We start from the raw sequence: 15,707 nt of genomic DNA, 5'->3' as shown, positions 1-15,707 counted from the left end.
TCGGCTACCATGCCGTCCATCCGCCGTCCACAACAATATTTGATCCCGTCATAAAGCTTGAGGCATCGGAAGCCAAAAACACAACAGCCCCCACAATCTCCTCCGGCCTCCCCACTCTTCCGAGGATTGTCTTGCTGCTTAATTTATCCAGAAATTCTCCCGGTACAGATCCGCCGACATTTGGAAACGGTCCCGGAGTAACACTGTTTACTCTTATGTTTCTGCTTGCCATATGTGCGGCGCAATACCTTGTCATCTGCAGAACAGCAGCCTTGCCCGCCCCGTAATTCACAGGATTGTTCTGCCCGCTTGAGCCGTATATGCCGGGGTCGGGAGACACCATTCCGTACATGGACCCGAAATTTATAATATTCCCGCCGGAATTTTTATCGAAATATTTCATAACCTCTCTTGTGCATCTGAAGGCGGTGCCTACAGCTCCATCCAGTCCCTTTTGCCAGTCGGCGTCGGACATGTCCCAAAGCCCTGCCGCCGATCCATACCCCGCTCCGTATGTCGCGCAGTTTATAAGCACGTCTATCCTTCCCCATTTCTCAAATGTTTCTTGCAGCATTTCTCTTATTGAAGCAGTGCTTGAGACATCACAGAGTATGCTGCATAATCTGTCACCGCAGCCTTCGCTGCCGACAAGCTCTTCATGACTTTTTATATTCATATCGGCAATCATTACGCACGCGCCAAACTCCACAAGCCCCTTAACCATTGCTGAGCCAAGGTAGCCCGCTCCCCCTGTGACAACTATAACCTTTCCGTCCAGCGAAAATAAATTTTTCATATCTGCTCTAAGCCTCCTGTTTTGACCACATTGACGGATTACAAACATGCCTTGGAATACCGCAAAAGGCTTTCTGTACTTCACTGCGGGCTTTTTCCGAAATTGCCGAGCCCTCCATCATACTCATATTTTCAGAGAGCTGGGCGGCAGTATCCACACCTATTACAAGGCTGGTTATTTCATCAATATCCCGTACGTATGACAGAGCGAGCTGGGCAATGCTCATCCCTTCACTGTCGGCCAGCGCAGAAAGCCTTTGTAATGGCTCCGCCGCATCCTTAAGATTCCCTTTAAGCATATCCGGCTTTATAAGAAACAGCCCTTGAAGGAATATGCTCCTTGCAAAAATTATTTTCCCGCGCTTGTGCAGCTCCGCTACCACACCGCTGTCCATAAGGCTTCTGTCAAAAATATTTATGGGTATCTGAATGGCCTCATAAACATCATATTTAAGCATTTCGGCGGCCTCCTCACATGTATATACCGATACGGCGGCCTTTTTTATCATGCCCTCGTCAAGCAGCCTTTTAAATGCATTGGAAACAGACGCTCCGTGCCTTATTATGTCGTGCGCGTTATGTATCATATATATGGGTACACAGCTAATATTCAGCCTCTCAAGAGACTTTTCGACATATCCGTAAATCTGTCTTTCAATCTCCGGCGCAGAGGCAGGGCCGTCGCCGGAAAGCTTAAACTTGGTAGTGATTATCGGACTGCTCAATTTACACAAGTCAGAGGCAAAAAACTCTCCTAAAACCTCCTCGGAGTCTCCATACTGCATCGCGGTATCAAAGGAGTTTATCCCTCCTGCCACGGCAGCCCGGAGTATTTCCATGCTCTTTTCCCTGCCGGGCTTTCCCGTGCTGTTAGCTATCCCATAATTCATTCCCATCTGCACAGTCCCCAGTGTAAACTTTGATATATTAAACCCGCTTATATTTGAATACCTCATTTAATTCCTCCTCCCGGCAATGCCAATACAAGTGTCTATGTGTGTTATACACACAGGTAAAGACATACCTTTGTCACAGGTAACAGCCTATGCGCTTCCCCTGCTTATTATTTCAGTTTCAAAAATCCTGCTTATATCCTCGGATCTGCCCATCTCCAGCCTGCTTATAATAGCCTTTATTGCAGCAGTGCCTATTTCATGCGAAGGAAAAGGGACAGAGGTAAGGGAAGGCCGCATAAACCGCGAATATACCGTATCGTTTATCCCCACTATCGCTATATCCTCAGGTATGCTTTTACCGCTTTCATAGAGAACCTTTCTAAGCCTGTAAATAATGACGTCACTGCCCACCAGTCCGTCTATGCTGCTTAAAATCCCCCTAAGCGCCTCCTCCGCAACATTCATACCTCTATGCCATTCTATAAGCCATTTGTCACTGAAGTCAAGCCCCGCCTCTCTATATGCCCTTTCATATCCATTGCACATAAGACGCGAATGACTGGGGCTGTCCGACTTTATAAGCGCTATGCTCTTTCTTCCCATCTGCAGCAAATGCTTTGTCGCCTTATAATCTGCCGCTTCAAAATCCATAGTGAAAAAATCGGCCTTAATGGAAGGAATCTTCCTGTTTATAAAAACCATTGGAATATCCTCCCCCACAATTTGCTTAACCATGTCGGGATCATAATCCTCAGAAGCGGGAGGAACAAGGATCATTCCGTCCACACCCAGCTCGGTTAGCCCTTTTAAGCCCTTATAGAACAAATCCAGCTTATTATAGAAATTATAGGGTATAACGTAATACCCTTCTGCAAGCCCCTCATTTATTGCGTTAAACATCCCCGCCTCAACATTGTTTTCCATGCTGAAGTCAAAGAACATTACCCCTATCATCCTTCTTCCCTTACTGCTTCCCTGCCTTCTGTCAGCTACAAATGTCCCTCTTCCCTGCTCTACATACAGCAGCCCCTCATTTACAAGGTTGGATATCACTGAATTTACAGTAATACTGCTTATTCCGTGCTGAGCCGACAAATCCCTTATTGAAGGAAATTTGTCGTCCGCCTTGTACTCACCCGACAGTATTTCATTTTTAAGAAAATCATAAAACTGCTTTGATTTGCCTATAGTTACAAACTTGGCCATTCCTTCACCCCGAGTATCTTTGTTTTTTAAGTAATGTGGTCACCTTAAATACCGAACAATTAAAAAATCAATTCCAATATATATTATAATACACAAATAACCATATTACCATAGACCGCGGGGCACAGGAATGCTGAGTGGCATCCCATTCCCCACACCCTTAATACTGCACATTCCACATAGGCTCTACCCTTGCCGCTATTGTCTCGGTTACATAGACATCGGTGTCAACGGTCTGCAATATGGATGAAGGAACCTGAGGAGTAACATCACCGTGAAGCACCAGCTTGGAAATCATTCTCTGCCAGGATACAAAGGTTCCTGCCGTAGTAAGTCCGTGCATTTCCATCCTGAACTTTGCGGCAAGCAAATCCCTTGGCCCTATGGTAGCCGCCCTAGGAGGCACGGCAGCCATATCTCCGCTCATTCCAAAGCTTCCATGCAGCGAATTCTGTGCTATTGTAAAAGGATTCAACGTCACTATCCTCGCGCCCATGCTCTTCCATTCCTCAAGCGACTGTGAGGAAAACTCGGGTATATCGGGGTCAATAAAGGCACAGTGCCCTGTCCACCCCGGCCCGCTGTAGCAGGCATCGGCCTCACCCATATCGGCTATCATTTTGCTGTAATCCTTTATATTTTCAGTAGTCGGCCCCTGGATTTGATTTATGTCCGGCCTCAGATCGGGGTCAATCTGGCTGTATAAAAAACGCATAGTGGCGTTCTTAAACCCCTGAGGATACGATTCGGGCGCTACGTTTCCGTTTTCATCCGCCCACTCATCCATATTAAAGGTATACACATTCCTGCAATTTACCCTGAACTTATTTATAAGATACGCAAGCTTTTTGTAGGTAGGCGCAGGATTTGGCAGAATAAGCACCACCCTTTTGTCCTCATCATCCGACTGCTTGATCCTTGCAAACATATCGGTCATCCATATCAGCTCCAGCTCATCGTCAGGGATAACCCTTATTTTAAAATCAGGGTTGGGGTGCTTCTCTATGTCCTTCCTCTCTATATTCCTTACCCTTTCCAAAACCCCTGTATCACGAAACGGCACCCACTTCGACGGCGTAAATTTAAATGCTTCCATTCTCTTTTCCTCCTTATATTATATAAATTATGATACGGTATACCTGCATTGGCCCCCCACCCAGCATTTTACAACATTCAATTCTTTGTCCAGCATTACCAGATCCGCATCATACCCTTCTGCAACAGCGCCCTTGCGGTTATGTATCCCCAACACGCGCGCCGGGTTATAGGATGCCATTTTAACTGCCAGAGGTATGCTGGCTCCTAAAAGCCGGACGGCATTTTTCACCGCAAGGTTCATTGTTAGCCCACTACATGCAAGGCTTCCAGGGTATTTGCATTTATCGGTGCATCTGGCCGGCCCTCCTTCATAAAGCATTTCTACCTCAAGACCGAGAGCTCCCTCATATATCCCCGGTGGAAGCCCCGCGCTCATATTTGCGTCTGTAATGAGGCACACCTTGTCGCTGCCCTTACATGCTAATGCCATCTTTACAGCTATTGGGTCGACATGCTCGCCGTCAAGAATAAAGTCAACGCTTACATGAGGATGAGCCATCACGGCCTCCACAGCCCCGCACCCCCGCACCCCCGGCTCCTTTTCCCCCTGATACGGGAATACGTCGTAGAAATGAGTGGCATGGCACGCCCCAAGCCCTATTGCTTTTTCCGTTTGCATCGCGCTGGCGGCTGTATGAGTTATAAAAACGGGAGTGTTGTCCATTGCCATATAGGGAACCAGCTCCTCCATTCCTTCCAGCTCCGGCGATATTGAAAAAATGGCTTTATATGGCTTTGCCGCCTCAACAAGCCCTTTTACCCGCCGTACCCTGTCCCCTCCCTTTGGAATAACAGGTATTGCACCCGTCAGCGACAGAAAATGCCCTTCAAAAAAAATTCCTAAAATAGCTGCCCCAATAGACTTTGCTTTTGACAGTGAGCTTATAAACCCGACATCCTCATCGTCGGAATTCAAAGGGCACACCGTAGGCAAAAAGCCTGTGACACCAAAGCGGGGAAGTATGCCGGAAAGCTCCTCAACTTGGCTTTTCCCCTTGTCTACAAGGTAATTACATGTTCCGTGTATATGCATGTCAATGAATCCCGGAGCTATATAATTTTCACCGGCATCAACCTCTTCATCGGCTGTTATGCCGTCAAAATCAGCTTCATTGCCTATAAGCGCTATCACATTATTCTCACACAGCACCCAATGCTTTAAAAGCAGTCTGTCCTGTAAAACCACAGAAGCATTTTTTATAAGCAGCGTACTCAAAATACTTCACCCCCCTCTCACATATACCAAGGATTTATTTTGCCGTATAGCCCCCGTCAACAGGAATATTGGCTCCCGTTATATAAAGCGATGCATCGGATGCCAGAAACACTATTATTCCCATCAAATCGGTGTTATTACCCATCCTTCCCAAAAATGTTCTTTCACTGTATCTGCGTACAAACTCCTCATGCGTTTTCTCTGTCTTAAGCCCTCCCGGGCTTATGCAGTTGCACCTGACATTGTGAGGCCCGTAATAGCTGGCGGTAAACCTGGTAAAGTTAATCATTCCTCCCTTGTGGAAAAAGTAGTCGGGTATATACCCTGTAAAGCCCACATCCCTGTACAGGCTTGCATCAGGCCCGATCATTCCCTGTATTGAGCCTACATTAACAATTGAGCCCCCTCCGTTTTGCGCCATTATGTCTCCGAACGCTCTTGTAATCATAAAAACGCCCGTGGCATTTATCTGCATACTTTTTGCAAAGTTCTCGGCATCATCCTGCCATCCCGACATTGTACGCAGCACGGCATTGTTTACAAGAATATCCACTCTCTGCTCCCTGCGAAGAATTTCATCCCTTAATTGGTATATAGACTTCTCGTCCCCCTGATCCAGACGGAGTGCAAAAACCTCATAGCCCTCTTCCCTTTGCGACCTTGCGGTAATTTCCAACTGCTCTATGTTACGGGACGCAATATATGTTGTCGCCCCTGCCTGCGCAAGCGCCGAAACAATCTGTGTACCATACAGCCCTGCGCCTCCCGTCATAAGCGCGACCTTGCCCTTAAGAGAAAAACAATCCATTATACTCATTATTACCTCCATAAAATCTATCTGTCTGAATAGATACTTTTTACATCACACCCTGCGTGCCCTGAAAATTCTTTTGCCACCCCTCCGCAATACTCCGCCAGTCCTACCACATCCGCACCGATACTTATAAAGCGGTAACCCTCGGAAATCAGTTCACACCTGTTAGCAACAGAACCGACTGTTCCCGCAAATTTGCCATGCGCCGCCGCAACCGCCGCAACTCTTCTTCTCGCCGCTATAACCTCAGGGCTGTCAAGCTGCCCCGGCTTGCCTATGCCCTGGCTGAAGTCCCCGGGGCCGAAAAACAGCATGTCTATACCCTCAAGGCACGCTATTTCCTCCAGCTCTTCAAGAGGCTCAGGGTCTTCTATCTGAATTGCGACAAATCTCTCGCGGTTTGCCTGGCTTATATAATCGCAAAGCCCCACATTACAGTATTTTGCATCGGCATTTCCCCCGTCCACCGGCCTTCGCCCTATAGGATGAAATCTCGTCATTTCGACTACATTACGGGCATCCTGAAGGCTCATTATATGGGGAACCATTATTCCCGAAGCATCCAGCTCAAGAGGTCTTATATAGTCACTGTAGCTTCCTCTTGAAACCCTCACCATAACATCGGTGTTATACGCCTTTGCTGCCAGAACCTGCTTTTCCACCTGAGAAATGCAGTTAGGAACATGCTCCATATCGGTCCATACACAGTCAAAGCCCATCATTGCAGCAATTTCAACCACTCTGGAATCTGAAAGATTCACCTTAAAGCAGCTTACAACCTCTCCCCTTCTAAGCTTGCCAAGCACCCTGCCAGGCCTCATATCCACTAATATCCCTCCTTAAATAAGCAACACCTGCCGTCAGATTTTTATTTCATCCAGCGCTATTTCACGCCCCTCCTGCTCCCGGCTGGCAATTCCCGCAATTATTATTTTCATAAGTTCCTCGGTTTCAGAAAAAGGAAAGGGCCTTATTCCCGTTGTTAAATACTTTATAAAGGCCTCAAGCTGTGCTTTAAACGAATAAAAGGTATCGGAAAGAGCCGTCTGAACATAGCCTGCCGTACCTAAAAGCTCCATAACTCCAAATGCGCCGTACATGTTATTTATAGCTACAACATTAACGTCGGCTCCTGAGGAGTGCTTTAAATGCACGATATTCCTGTCAGCCGAACCTGTATTCCTCACAGAAATAAATCCCGGCCCCATTATAGGGTATATTGACTCCACAGCATGAATTCCGTATCTCTCCCATGTCTTGCAGGTGCTTATGCTGGCGTAGCAAAGCTTACCCAGATTATTTACAGACCTCCTGTAGGGCATAAACTCCTTGCAATACCGCATGCAGCTTGAAGACATTATTTTAGCTCCGTTCCTTACCCAATTGCTGAACACTCTTAAATCCTCTATATTGTCGGCCAGAGGCTTATCCACAAATATTGGAAGCCCTGCCTCCACAAAGGGCCTGCACCTTTCTACATGCTCATTTCCCTTATCTGTGGCAATTATAACGGCATCCACCTTACCTATAACATCCTTCGGACTTTGAACCACATTAGGTATAAGGGCTGCCTTAGACACCTTTACGGCATCCTCAGGGTCATCCGTCCATATATGCGTCACACTTGCCCCCTTTATCCTAAGCGTTTCCGGGGGTTCCTTTTCAAGGTATTCAGGGATTGCCCCATAAGGGCATTTTGACATCTCCTCACGGTTAAAGCCGTTAAACATAGCACTCCACGAATAGGGATGTCCGTTGCCATCCACCATTCCCAGCATTGCCAGACGTATTTCATTTGTACCTGCTATGCTCCCCGGAGCTTGTATAAAATCATCCATTTCTCCCACCTCGCGTGTATTTGTGTCATAGTGTCTTATACACTAATTATAAATAAAAAAAAATAAAAGTCAATAGCCTTTTGCTTTATGAATCCAATCTCCTGCATATTTGTAGATGCGCAGGGACGGCAGACAGAGTTATTTGAGAAATTGCAACTCGCCACCGCTACGGCATCATGGGGTACGGTTCCTATGCTTTCCTTTCAGTCCTACGCTGCGCTGCGGAAGCACAGGAATCCGTCCCCAAGATTCCTTCGCTACTTTTTTGCAAGAACTAAAGATTACGATTTTATTCAAAATAGTTTTCACACAGACTGCAGTCTCTATGCCTCCAGCGCCATTAACTACATCTGCTCGTAAGGGACATTTGAAACCTGCCGTACAAAAGGCTTTTTTGAAACAACCGTCCAGAGAATCAAGCTTGTAAGCGCAACTATTATATAGCCAATACCCATCATAGCTATTTTATTCTGCCAGTTCAGTGAAATAAGAGCCATTCCGATGCTCCCCATAAGCGTGAAGGCACAACCCATAAGAGATGAAACCGCCCCCGCGTCCTGCTGCTGCTGTTCAAGCATAAGATTAGTGCAGGGTGGGCGTATTGCACTCCCTGCCAGTGTAGCAGGAATTATAGACAGTGCAAACAGCCACGGCCTCATGCCCCCTATTGTACATATCAGGAGCCCGCTCACTATTGCTGTAGAATAGCTTGCTGTAATTATGCTGCCGCGTTTAAAATGTTTGGAGATCTTCATATAGACCATCGGCCCCATAACTGAAAACAATGCGTTTGCAGCAAAATAATAGCTGTACGTCTGTTCACTCAGCCCGAATGTACCGATATAAATATACGAAGACGCAGATATAAAAGCCATGGACGGGATTGCCATAATGGAGAATGTGGCAAGAAGAGCTATAAAGCCCGGATTTCTGGCCACTACCCCCAGCCTGCCCAGTGACTTAAGGATACCTCCTTTATATAGCTGCACCGCCGTCTCCTGAAATGCGACAGTCGCGGCAACAGCCGCCACTCCTATTGCCGCCAATATGAAGAACACACCTCTCCATGTAGTGAACCCCAATATAAAAGCTCCCAAAACAGGCGCGATAATAGGCGATATCATTGTCATGGACTGCACAATCGCCAGCACCCCTTCACGCCTCCTCCCGCTGTACACATCCTTGACTATTGCCGTGGCCACGGCAGCAGCGGAGCCGCTCGCAACCGCCTGAAGAATCCTGAACGCAATAAGCTGATATACATTTCCCGATACGGCACAGAGCACACTTGCAACGGTATATCCGCTAAGTCCTGTAAGCAGTATGCGCTTCCTCCCGTATTTATCGCTCAGCGGCCCCCAGAATACAGTTCCCGCGGCATAAAAAATAAAAAACAATATTAAGGTGAGGCTTATGAGCCCCTCCGACGCATTAAGGCTCCCTGCCATGCTCGGCAGTGCGGGGAGATAAATATCGGTAGACAACGGTATGAACGCACTTAAAAGTGCTATTAACGCTATCAGTCCTTTATTTCCCAGATACTTCTGTTCCTTTTGTCCATTCTCAACTGATGTTTTTTCCACTTTCAGCCTCCCACTGTTGCGGCTCAATTTTTAAGCCTGCAAAAAATATTCTTATAAAGAATAGTAGCATTTCGCCCCGCTGTCTGTCTATACGTTAAATAGAATATTCAACGCCTCTGCGCATAAAAAATGCTTCTCCTGTTCAAATCAAGCTCATCCGATATTATATGGATAGCACACTCCTCAACCGCAGAAAGCGCACAGATAATGGATACAACGGGTATAATCCATACCTCTCCTGTTATGGCGTATAAAACAGGAGTAATAAACACCAGCACTCCTGAAGCCTTATTTGCCCATGTATGGAGCATTGCAAAGCAGCGGTATTTATATGCTGCAATAAGCAGTCCGGCAATGCGGAGCAGAGCAACGGCAGCGACATAGGGCAGTACAGATTTCAGTTCAGGCCCAACCCACACAATAAAGCTGGCGGTGATAATCCCGAACATCACTATATCGGCGGCGGAATCCAGCCTTGCCCCCGCCCGGCTTTCGGTGCGGGTTCTGCGCGCAATGGCGCCATCTAAAACATCACTTATTCCGCATATTAAATAAACTGACATAAATACTGCTTTATTATCCAAAAAAATAAGCAATGACAGCGAAAGAAAAATCCTGCATATTGTTATAATATTTGCCGTGTGCTTCATTCTTAGTATTGAGCTATCCCCAAAGTTCATTTAATCTTTATACTTTATCGTTTTTGTGAGTAAATCTCTTCCCCCAACTGTATTTGCAAAAATTTTCCTCACAGCGTCAATATATTCCTCCGGCTCTGTAAGTGACGGGCTGTAATGGGTAAGCCACAGCTCCCCTACATTCCCTTGCCTGGCAATCAGTCCTGCTTCTGAAAACATCATATGCTTTTTCTGTTCAGCTTTAACAGTGTCCTTCTCATCACCATACATACCTTCACAAATAAAGAGATTCGAGCCTTTAATAAACTCCGCCAATTCATCTGTCGGTCTTGTATCTGTGCAATAACAAACCTTAATTCCTTTTCTGGGTTTACCTAAAACCATTTCAGGAGTAATAACCCTGTTCTCCAGTGTAATTATCTCACCTTTCTGCAGATTATTCCAGTGGTTTACAGGAATCATTAGTTCCTTAGCACGTTCAACATCAAATTTACCCTGCCTTTTAAGTTCAACACAATATGATAGACAGGGAATGGTATGGTCAACCGGTATACTCCTAATAAAAATATCATTAATACATGCTTCAGCATTTTCGGTATCGGGTAGTTCAATTAATCGGAGATCATAGGGTAATTCCGGTGAAATCACTGTTAAACCTTCAACCACCTTTTTTATTCCTGGAGGTCCCATTAAAGTTAAAGGCTCTTCCCTCCCGGAATTACCTAATGTAAGAAGGAATCCGGGCAAGCCCGCTACATGATCCGCATGATAATGGGTAAACAGGACAGCATCAATTGACTTTAATCCCCATTCAGCCATTTTAAGTGGTATTTGAGTCCCTTCACCACAATCTATCAGAATCATTCTTCCATTATACCTTATTAAAAGAGATGTGAGCCACCTGTTCCGCAGAGGCATCACCCCTCCTGTTCCTAGCAAACAAACATCAAGCATAAGCTTCTCCTTCTTTACTCTATCTCTTTTGATGAAATATATAATATCTATTGCTTCTCAATCACTACAATACAAGTACTGTCAGGCAGCCTTACCGGGTTTTGTTTTCATCAAAAAACTCTACTTTTTGAGACAATGCTATTGTATACATCGTATCCCTATAATCCTCTATTTTTGTCCAGCATTTCATTCCTCAGGAATTTGGTACAGTTTATTATTTTTTCGCCACTTCCGTAAGCCACAAATAATTGCAATTACTTTACAGAATATAAGATTTGCAATAAAGTATCTGAAAGTGAAATACCCAAAGTCAAATCCCTTCAAGACAAATCTGAATATTGATAGAATCAAAGCAGCTGGAAGAGCAGCAGCTAGTATCCAATGCATCAACAAATAAGCCATAATTCCTTGCTTCTTAATTTTTGACCATTCTGTCTTATTAAATGGCTTCAATTTAACCCCACCCTTATACTTTTAGTTCCCAATTAGCCTTCTCGATAAAAACTTTAGGCATCATTTACATACTTTATAATCTTTTATGTTCTCAGACATCACCTGCCGAAGCATTTCTATATCTGCCTCATTATCAAAGCACCGTTTGGGAAAGATGTAAAGAAACTTGTTTTCATCTCTAAGTAAAAAAGAATTATGAATATCATATCCCTTTTTGAATATGCCCCAAGCACAAATGCTCTGAACTTCTTCACCAACAATTTTTATGTCGTGATCTGAAAAGGTATAAATTCCACCTTTACGTTTTCGATAGAAATCAACATATCCATTAACCGGAATTTGATAATAAATCGCATAAAATAAAAACCCACATACTGTAAATACTATTGTTTGCCCTTTAAGATAGCTGCTAAATCCATTTATGAAACCATATATCAGCATACTTAAGATTACTCCTGAAAAGCATACAAAACCAACCCATATCTTATTTATCCTGATAATTATATAAGATATGGCTTGCTTAATATCCTTATCGCAATAGTTTATATTGACCTCAAGTTTTTTATCCATAATAGCCTCCAGTAATACTTCAGAAAAACAAAAATATCAAATCACTATAATTTACAAGTTTACTGTTCTAACAGACATAAAGTGTATTGACTACAAAAAGTTTACCATATTTATCATGAATTTTGAACTATTGAAAGGAATCTATTCCAAATGAAATTTTTCATTAACCTCCGATTTCATTTATATGGTATAATTTAGAATACAAGTAATTTAGGAGAAATAAAATATTCAGGATATTATAATAAACAAGCTTAGTGCAATTGAAAAAGAAAACGACATCAAAATTCTCTTTGCTATTGAATCCGGTAGCAAAGGCTGGGGGTTCGCATCCAAAGACAGCGACTACGATGTAAGGTTTATATATACTCATATAATATAACTCATTACGAGCAATATCTCAAAACAGTCAGAAAAGAAAAAACATCCGATTATGAGGCCTTAAATATTCTGTTCCGAGAAACACTTAAGGAAGTCTGGGGCGATTAAGGAAAAGGGACACACCTTTCTGAACAGGAAGTAATTCTTTTACGTTAAGAAATGTCCCTAAAAATTTAAAGGAGTTTGCACATGGATGTACCGTATATAAAAGATAAACTAAATAAACTCGAATATGAGTTTCTAAGGACAGATCCGCACCTTGGAAGGAATATATTAATACTTACAACAGCAGGTTCTATTGCCTATGGTACAAATGTTGATACCAGCGATATTGATGTCAGGGGCGTCACGATAGAAACAAAACAGGATATTATGGGATTATCAAGCTTTGAGCAGTTCGAGGACAGGACTACAGACACTGTGATTTACGGACTCAAAAAGTTTATTACTCTGTGCCTGAATAGCAACCCAAATGTTCTGGAGATTCTGGGCACAAGGTCTGAACATCTCCTCGTCATAACAAAGGAAGGCCAACTTCTAAGGGATAATGTTGATTTATTCTTATCTAAAAAAGCTATCCAGAGTTTTGGCAATTATGCAACAGCCCAGATTAGAAGGCTGCAGAATGCTCTTGCCAGGGATAACTACCCTCAAGCAGAAAAGGAGCAGCATATCCTTAACAGTATTTCAGGACAAATGGATCATTTAAAACGGACTTATAAAAGCTTCACAGACAGCGAAATCACCTTATACATTGATCAATCGAATAAAGAAGAAATGGACACAGAAATCTTTATTGATATAAGCCTGAAACATTATCCCCTAAGAGACCTTAAAAATATCTATTCAGATATGAATAACATTGTAAAGGATTACTCCAAACTGAATCATAGGAACAGCAAAAAGGATGAGCTTCACCTCAACAAGCACGCCATGCACTTAATCAGGCTCTTGGTTACTGGCACGGAGATCCTTGAGGGTAAAGGGGTTAATACTTACAGAGAAAAGGAACGTGAATTTTTCCTTGATATACGTAACGGGAAGTACAGCTATAACGATGTATTTCAGATGGTTGACGAATATGAACGCAGGTTCAAATCAGCGGCTGAAAACACATCTCTTCCTGATGAACCAGACTATAAGCAAGTCGAAGAATTAATGATGGGGATTTATGGTAAAATATTGTTATAATCATATTTCAATTTCGCTAATATGAAATATGCCAAATAAAATCCTGCATTTTTGAGAATTACCACTTTTCAGTTTATACCAAACAAAACTATACTTTTTTTATAGCCCCCACGGCACTCCAAGAATTCACCCAAAGAAAAACTACAGTTTTGTTAGTAATGTAACCGTCTCCACGTGTGCCGTATGCGGAAACAACATTATATATTGACACAAAATTTGGAGTACTTAAATTTCCTCCATCATTTTTCCCGCTAAAAAGTTTGCACACCCTAATAAAAAAATGCACACTCTTATGCCAATTATGATTGGTAGGTGTGCGTTTTTCCCTTTAATTGGTAGTCTAATAACAAAATCAAGCTCATTTTAACCTACAATTTTACTCTAATAACAACGAAAACCCCTTGAATTTAAGAGTTTTCCATTGTATTAAAATCATAGTTTTCATTTGGTTGCGGGTTGGCGTATACATTTAAACCAACAACAGATAGGTAAATATAAATTGTAGTAGTAGAAAGCCCCTATTATTCTCTAAGGCTTTTAACAATACCCATGCAGAGCTGCAATTCTTCATCCCACCTTAGCAAATTTCCATTGCTGAGAGTATGCACCTGTATTTTTCTCTAATGTTATGTTACTATTATTTGCAGACCCTGCACTAGTTACCATCCCATCCTTAAGTGCAGCAAGTTCTACTTTATAATAGCCGTTGCCTAAATCTATAATATACCATTCTTGTGCTGGTGCATCGTTTGAACTCCAGATGTCAATTTTTAATCCATATTTTAAAGGGTTGGAAATTGATGTGCCTCTATTGGTATCAAGAACTCTGCCGTATCCATTGCTACTGCAAAGAGCATAAATCTTATACTTATTTGAGCCTATATTTACCACTCGAAACTGCTGTTCTTTGCTCCCGTCTCTTTGCCATATACAAGCTTTTGTTCCATCCTTATCAGTCCCAGCATAAATATTCAACATACCTCCCTGCCTTGATTCAAGTGTATATATGCCGCCTGAAACTATACCTTGAGAAGATGAAGACGATTCAAGAGTATTATTGTGCCATATTCCCCACCCGCGATATTTACGTGAAGAATCTATATACGTCCCAGTGATTTTTATATTATTATAATCGGCATGTATAATCTGTCCATTTCCTAATGATATACCAATATTCCCCCAATTTTTGTAAATTACATCAACAGTACCATACCAATCCCAAAAAACAACAGCTCCGTTGCCGGATCATATACCTCTACCAGAGGTAAGGTACCTGAACCGTTAACCCCTCCAATAGCATAAATTTTTCCGCCAATTACTTCTGTTTGCAAAGCTTGTCTCGGGGTAGGTATAGGTGCTTTTGCTGTCCATCTGTTTGTTACAGGGTTATACTCCTCAACTGAGATCATATAGCCTTGATTGTTGCGTCCTCCAATGGCATAAATTTTACCGTTAATTACTTCTGCCTGAAAATAACCTCTCGCAGTAGACATAGGTGCTTTTGCTGTCCATTCTCCTTCCCCCGACGCACCCGCTATTTGCATTAGCAATAAAATGATTGCAAATACTATGGGCATAATAAAGCTTGCCTTTAAAATACCTTTACCTCTCATAAAAATACCTCCAATTAAATTCATTACGTAATTTATTATAATTTATTGTAATTATATGTAAATATTTATTAACAAGTCTTTTGTTTGGTATGATTGAGATTTATGCTGTTTAATGATTTAACCGATTGAGAAATGTAAGGCAAAAGAACGATCTTGATGCTTCGCAAAGGACACAAAATAAGGCAGCTTCCTTTTTAAGAAGCTGCCTTATTGGCTGCGGGTTAAGGATTCGAACCCTAACAGACTGAGCCAGAGTCAGTAGTGCTACCATTACACAAACCCGCAATATTTTTTGACAAAAGTTATTATAGCACCCTTTAGACATTAATGCAAGAGTTATATGAAAGTAATTTATATATTTTTTTAAGGCCTCAGTTGACAAAGTAAATGCAACCTTGGCGAATAAAGCTAGCTGCATTATGTCTTACAAAGTGGCAAAGTGTATTTAGTATTACAAATAATAA

16 protein-coding genes, 1 tRNA gene and 1 pseudogene are annotated in these 15,707 nt (G+C 42.8%); 2 read left to right on the top strand and 16 right to left on the bottom strand.

Features of this window, described 5'->3' with window-relative positions; genetic code table 11:
- Positions 1 to 4: 4 nt before the first annotated feature.
- From DFR58_RS19675 to DFR58_RS19615, 13 genes are all read right to left on the bottom strand, one after another.
- Positions 5 to 796 carry an SDR family oxidoreductase gene (locus tag DFR58_RS19675; RefSeq protein ID WP_114299886.1) on the bottom strand — a complete coding sequence of 264 codons (792 nt, stop codon included), beginning with the start codon at positions 794 to 796 and terminating at the stop codon, positions 5 to 7.
- 7 nt (positions 797 to 803) lie between these two features.
- Positions 804 to 1,751, bottom strand: coding sequence for an aldo/keto reductase (locus tag DFR58_RS19670; protein WP_114299884.1), 948 nt, complete (start codon positions 1,749 to 1,751; stop codon positions 804 to 806).
- A gap of 87 nt (positions 1,752 to 1,838) precedes the next feature.
- On the bottom strand, positions 1,839 to 2,897 hold the full coding sequence (locus DFR58_RS19665; protein WP_114299882.1) for a GntR family transcriptional regulator: 1,059 nt from the start codon (positions 2,895 to 2,897) through the stop codon (positions 1,839 to 1,841).
- Between the two features lie 160 nt (positions 2,898 to 3,057).
- Positions 3,058 to 3,993 (bottom strand): 6-phosphogluconolactonase, encoded by a 936-nt coding sequence (locus tag DFR58_RS19660; protein ID WP_114299880.1) that lies wholly within the window; start codon positions 3,991 to 3,993, stop codon positions 3,058 to 3,060.
- Positions 3,994 to 4,020: 27 nt separating this feature from the next.
- On the bottom strand, positions 4,021 to 5,211 hold the full coding sequence (locus tag DFR58_RS19655; protein WP_114299878.1) for an N-acetylglucosamine-6-phosphate deacetylase: 1,191 nt from the start codon (positions 5,209 to 5,211) through the stop codon (positions 4,021 to 4,023).
- Positions 5,212 to 5,245: 34 nt separating this feature from the next.
- Entirely contained in the window at positions 5,246 to 6,028 is a 783-nt protein-coding gene (locus tag DFR58_RS19650) for an SDR family oxidoreductase (protein WP_207659291.1), read from the bottom strand.
- Positions 6,029 to 6,045: 17 nt separating this feature from the next.
- On the bottom strand, positions 6,046 to 6,846 hold the full coding sequence (locus tag DFR58_RS19645) for an HpcH/HpaI aldolase family protein (RefSeq protein ID WP_114299943.1): 801 nt from the start codon (positions 6,844 to 6,846) through the stop codon (positions 6,046 to 6,048).
- 39 nt (positions 6,847 to 6,885) lie between these two features.
- Positions 6,886 to 7,863: a Gfo/Idh/MocA family oxidoreductase gene (locus DFR58_RS19640; RefSeq protein WP_114299874.1), complete on the bottom strand. Its 978-nt coding sequence runs from the start codon at positions 7,861 to 7,863 to the stop codon at positions 6,886 to 6,888.
- A 344-nt stretch (positions 7,864 to 8,207) separates the two neighbouring features.
- A complete protein-coding gene (locus DFR58_RS19635; RefSeq protein WP_242987739.1) occupies positions 8,208 to 9,446 on the bottom strand; it encodes a Bcr/CflA family efflux MFS transporter in 1,239 nt (412 codons plus the stop codon).
- Between the two features lie 107 nt (positions 9,447 to 9,553).
- On the bottom strand, positions 9,554 to 10,096 hold the full coding sequence (locus DFR58_RS19630) for a CDP-alcohol phosphatidyltransferase family protein (protein ID WP_114299938.1): 543 nt from the start codon (positions 10,094 to 10,096) through the stop codon (positions 9,554 to 9,556).
- A 30-nt stretch (positions 10,097 to 10,126) separates the two neighbouring features.
- Positions 10,127 to 11,038: a ribonuclease Z gene (locus DFR58_RS19625; RefSeq protein ID WP_114299872.1), complete on the bottom strand. Its 912-nt coding sequence runs from the start codon at positions 11,036 to 11,038 to the stop codon at positions 10,127 to 10,129.
- Positions 11,039 to 11,224: 186 nt separating this feature from the next.
- Positions 11,225 to 11,491 (bottom strand): hypothetical protein, encoded by a 267-nt coding sequence (locus DFR58_RS19620; RefSeq protein WP_114299870.1) that lies wholly within the window; start codon positions 11,489 to 11,491, stop codon positions 11,225 to 11,227.
- 60 nt (positions 11,492 to 11,551) lie between these two features.
- On the bottom strand, positions 11,552 to 12,061 hold the full coding sequence (locus DFR58_RS19615; RefSeq protein WP_114299868.1) for a YcxB family protein: 510 nt from the start codon (positions 12,059 to 12,061) through the stop codon (positions 11,552 to 11,554).
- 226 nt (positions 12,062 to 12,287) lie between these two features.
- Between DFR58_RS19615 and DFR58_RS19610 the strand changes: the two are divergent.
- Both DFR58_RS19610 and DFR58_RS19605 read left to right on the top strand, forming a co-directional pair.
- Positions 12,288 to 12,425 (top strand): annotated as a pseudogene (locus DFR58_RS19610) (DNA polymerase beta superfamily protein); the annotation flags it as partial.
- A 203-nt stretch (positions 12,426 to 12,628) separates the two neighbouring features.
- The gene (locus DFR58_RS19605; protein WP_114299866.1) at positions 12,629 to 13,630 is read left to right on the top strand and encodes a nucleotidyltransferase domain-containing protein; all 1,002 of its coding nucleotides are present in this window, start codon (positions 12,629 to 12,631) and stop codon (positions 13,628 to 13,630) included.
- A gap of 567 nt (positions 13,631 to 14,197) precedes the next feature.
- On the opposite strand, the gene DFR58_RS19600 is transcribed toward DFR58_RS19605, so the two are convergent.
- The 3 genes from DFR58_RS19600 to DFR58_RS19590 form a co-directional block, all read right to left on the bottom strand.
- Positions 14,198 to 14,638, bottom strand: a complete 441-nt coding sequence (locus DFR58_RS19600; protein ID WP_341457419.1) for an RICIN domain-containing protein — start codon at positions 14,636 to 14,638, stop codon at positions 14,198 to 14,200.
- Between the two features lie 185 nt (positions 14,639 to 14,823).
- Positions 14,824 to 15,243 (bottom strand): Kelch repeat-containing protein, encoded by a 420-nt coding sequence (locus DFR58_RS19595; RefSeq protein WP_170138240.1) that lies wholly within the window; start codon positions 15,241 to 15,243, stop codon positions 14,824 to 14,826.
- Between the two features lie 211 nt (positions 15,244 to 15,454).
- Positions 15,455 to 15,528 (bottom strand) — tRNA-Gln (locus DFR58_RS19590).
- Between the last annotated feature and the right edge of the window lie 179 nt (positions 15,529 to 15,707).

Origin of the sequence: Anaerobacterium chartisolvens (assembly GCF_003337415.1) — a bacterium.
Lineage (GTDB): Bacteria > Bacillota > Clostridia > Acetivibrionales > DSM-27016 > Anaerobacterium > Anaerobacterium chartisolvens.
The sequence above is the reverse complement of the archived record's forward strand: the minus strand, read 5'-3'. Positions and strand labels throughout refer to the sequence as shown.

Excerpts from the sequence above, each read along its gene's own strand:
- DFR58_RS19675 (WP_114299886.1), bottom strand. The coding sequence starts at position 796 with ATGAAAAATTTATTTTCGCTGGACGGAAAGGTTATAGTTGTCACAGGG.
- DFR58_RS19670 (WP_114299884.1), bottom strand. The coding sequence starts at position 1,751 with ATGAGGTATTCAAATATAAGCGGGTTTAATATATCAAAGTTTACACTG.
- DFR58_RS19665 (WP_114299882.1), bottom strand. The coding sequence starts at position 2,897 with ATGGCCAAGTTTGTAACTATAGGCAAATCAAAGCAGTTTTATGATTTT.
- DFR58_RS19660 (WP_114299880.1), bottom strand. The coding sequence starts at position 3,993 with ATGGAAGCATTTAAATTTACGCCGTCGAAGTGGGTGCCGTTTCGTGAT.
- DFR58_RS19650 (WP_207659291.1), bottom strand. The coding sequence starts at position 6,028 with ATGAGTATAATGGATTGTTTTTCTCTTAAGGGCAAGGTCGCGCTTATG.
- DFR58_RS19645 (WP_114299943.1), bottom strand. The coding sequence starts at position 6,846 with ATGAGGCCTGGCAGGGTGCTTGGCAAGCTTAGAAGGGGAGAGGTTGTA.
- DFR58_RS19640 (WP_114299874.1), bottom strand. The coding sequence starts at position 7,863 with ATGGATGATTTTATACAAGCTCCGGGGAGCATAGCAGGTACAAATGAA.
- DFR58_RS19630 (WP_114299938.1), bottom strand. The coding sequence starts at position 10,096 with ATGAAGCACACGGCAAATATTATAACAATATGCAGGATTTTTCTTTCG.
- DFR58_RS19625 (WP_114299872.1), bottom strand. The coding sequence starts at position 11,038 with ATGCTTGATGTTTGTTTGCTAGGAACAGGAGGGGTGATGCCTCTGCGG.
- DFR58_RS19615 (WP_114299868.1), bottom strand. The coding sequence starts at position 12,061 with ATGGATAAAAAACTTGAGGTCAATATAAACTATTGCGATAAGGATATT.
- DFR58_RS19605 (WP_114299866.1), top strand. The coding sequence starts at position 12,629 with ATGGATGTACCGTATATAAAAGATAAACTAAATAAACTCGAATATGAG.
- DFR58_RS19595 (WP_170138240.1), bottom strand. The coding sequence starts at position 15,243 with ATGAGAGGTAAAGGTATTTTAAAGGCAAGCTTTATTATGCCCATAGTA.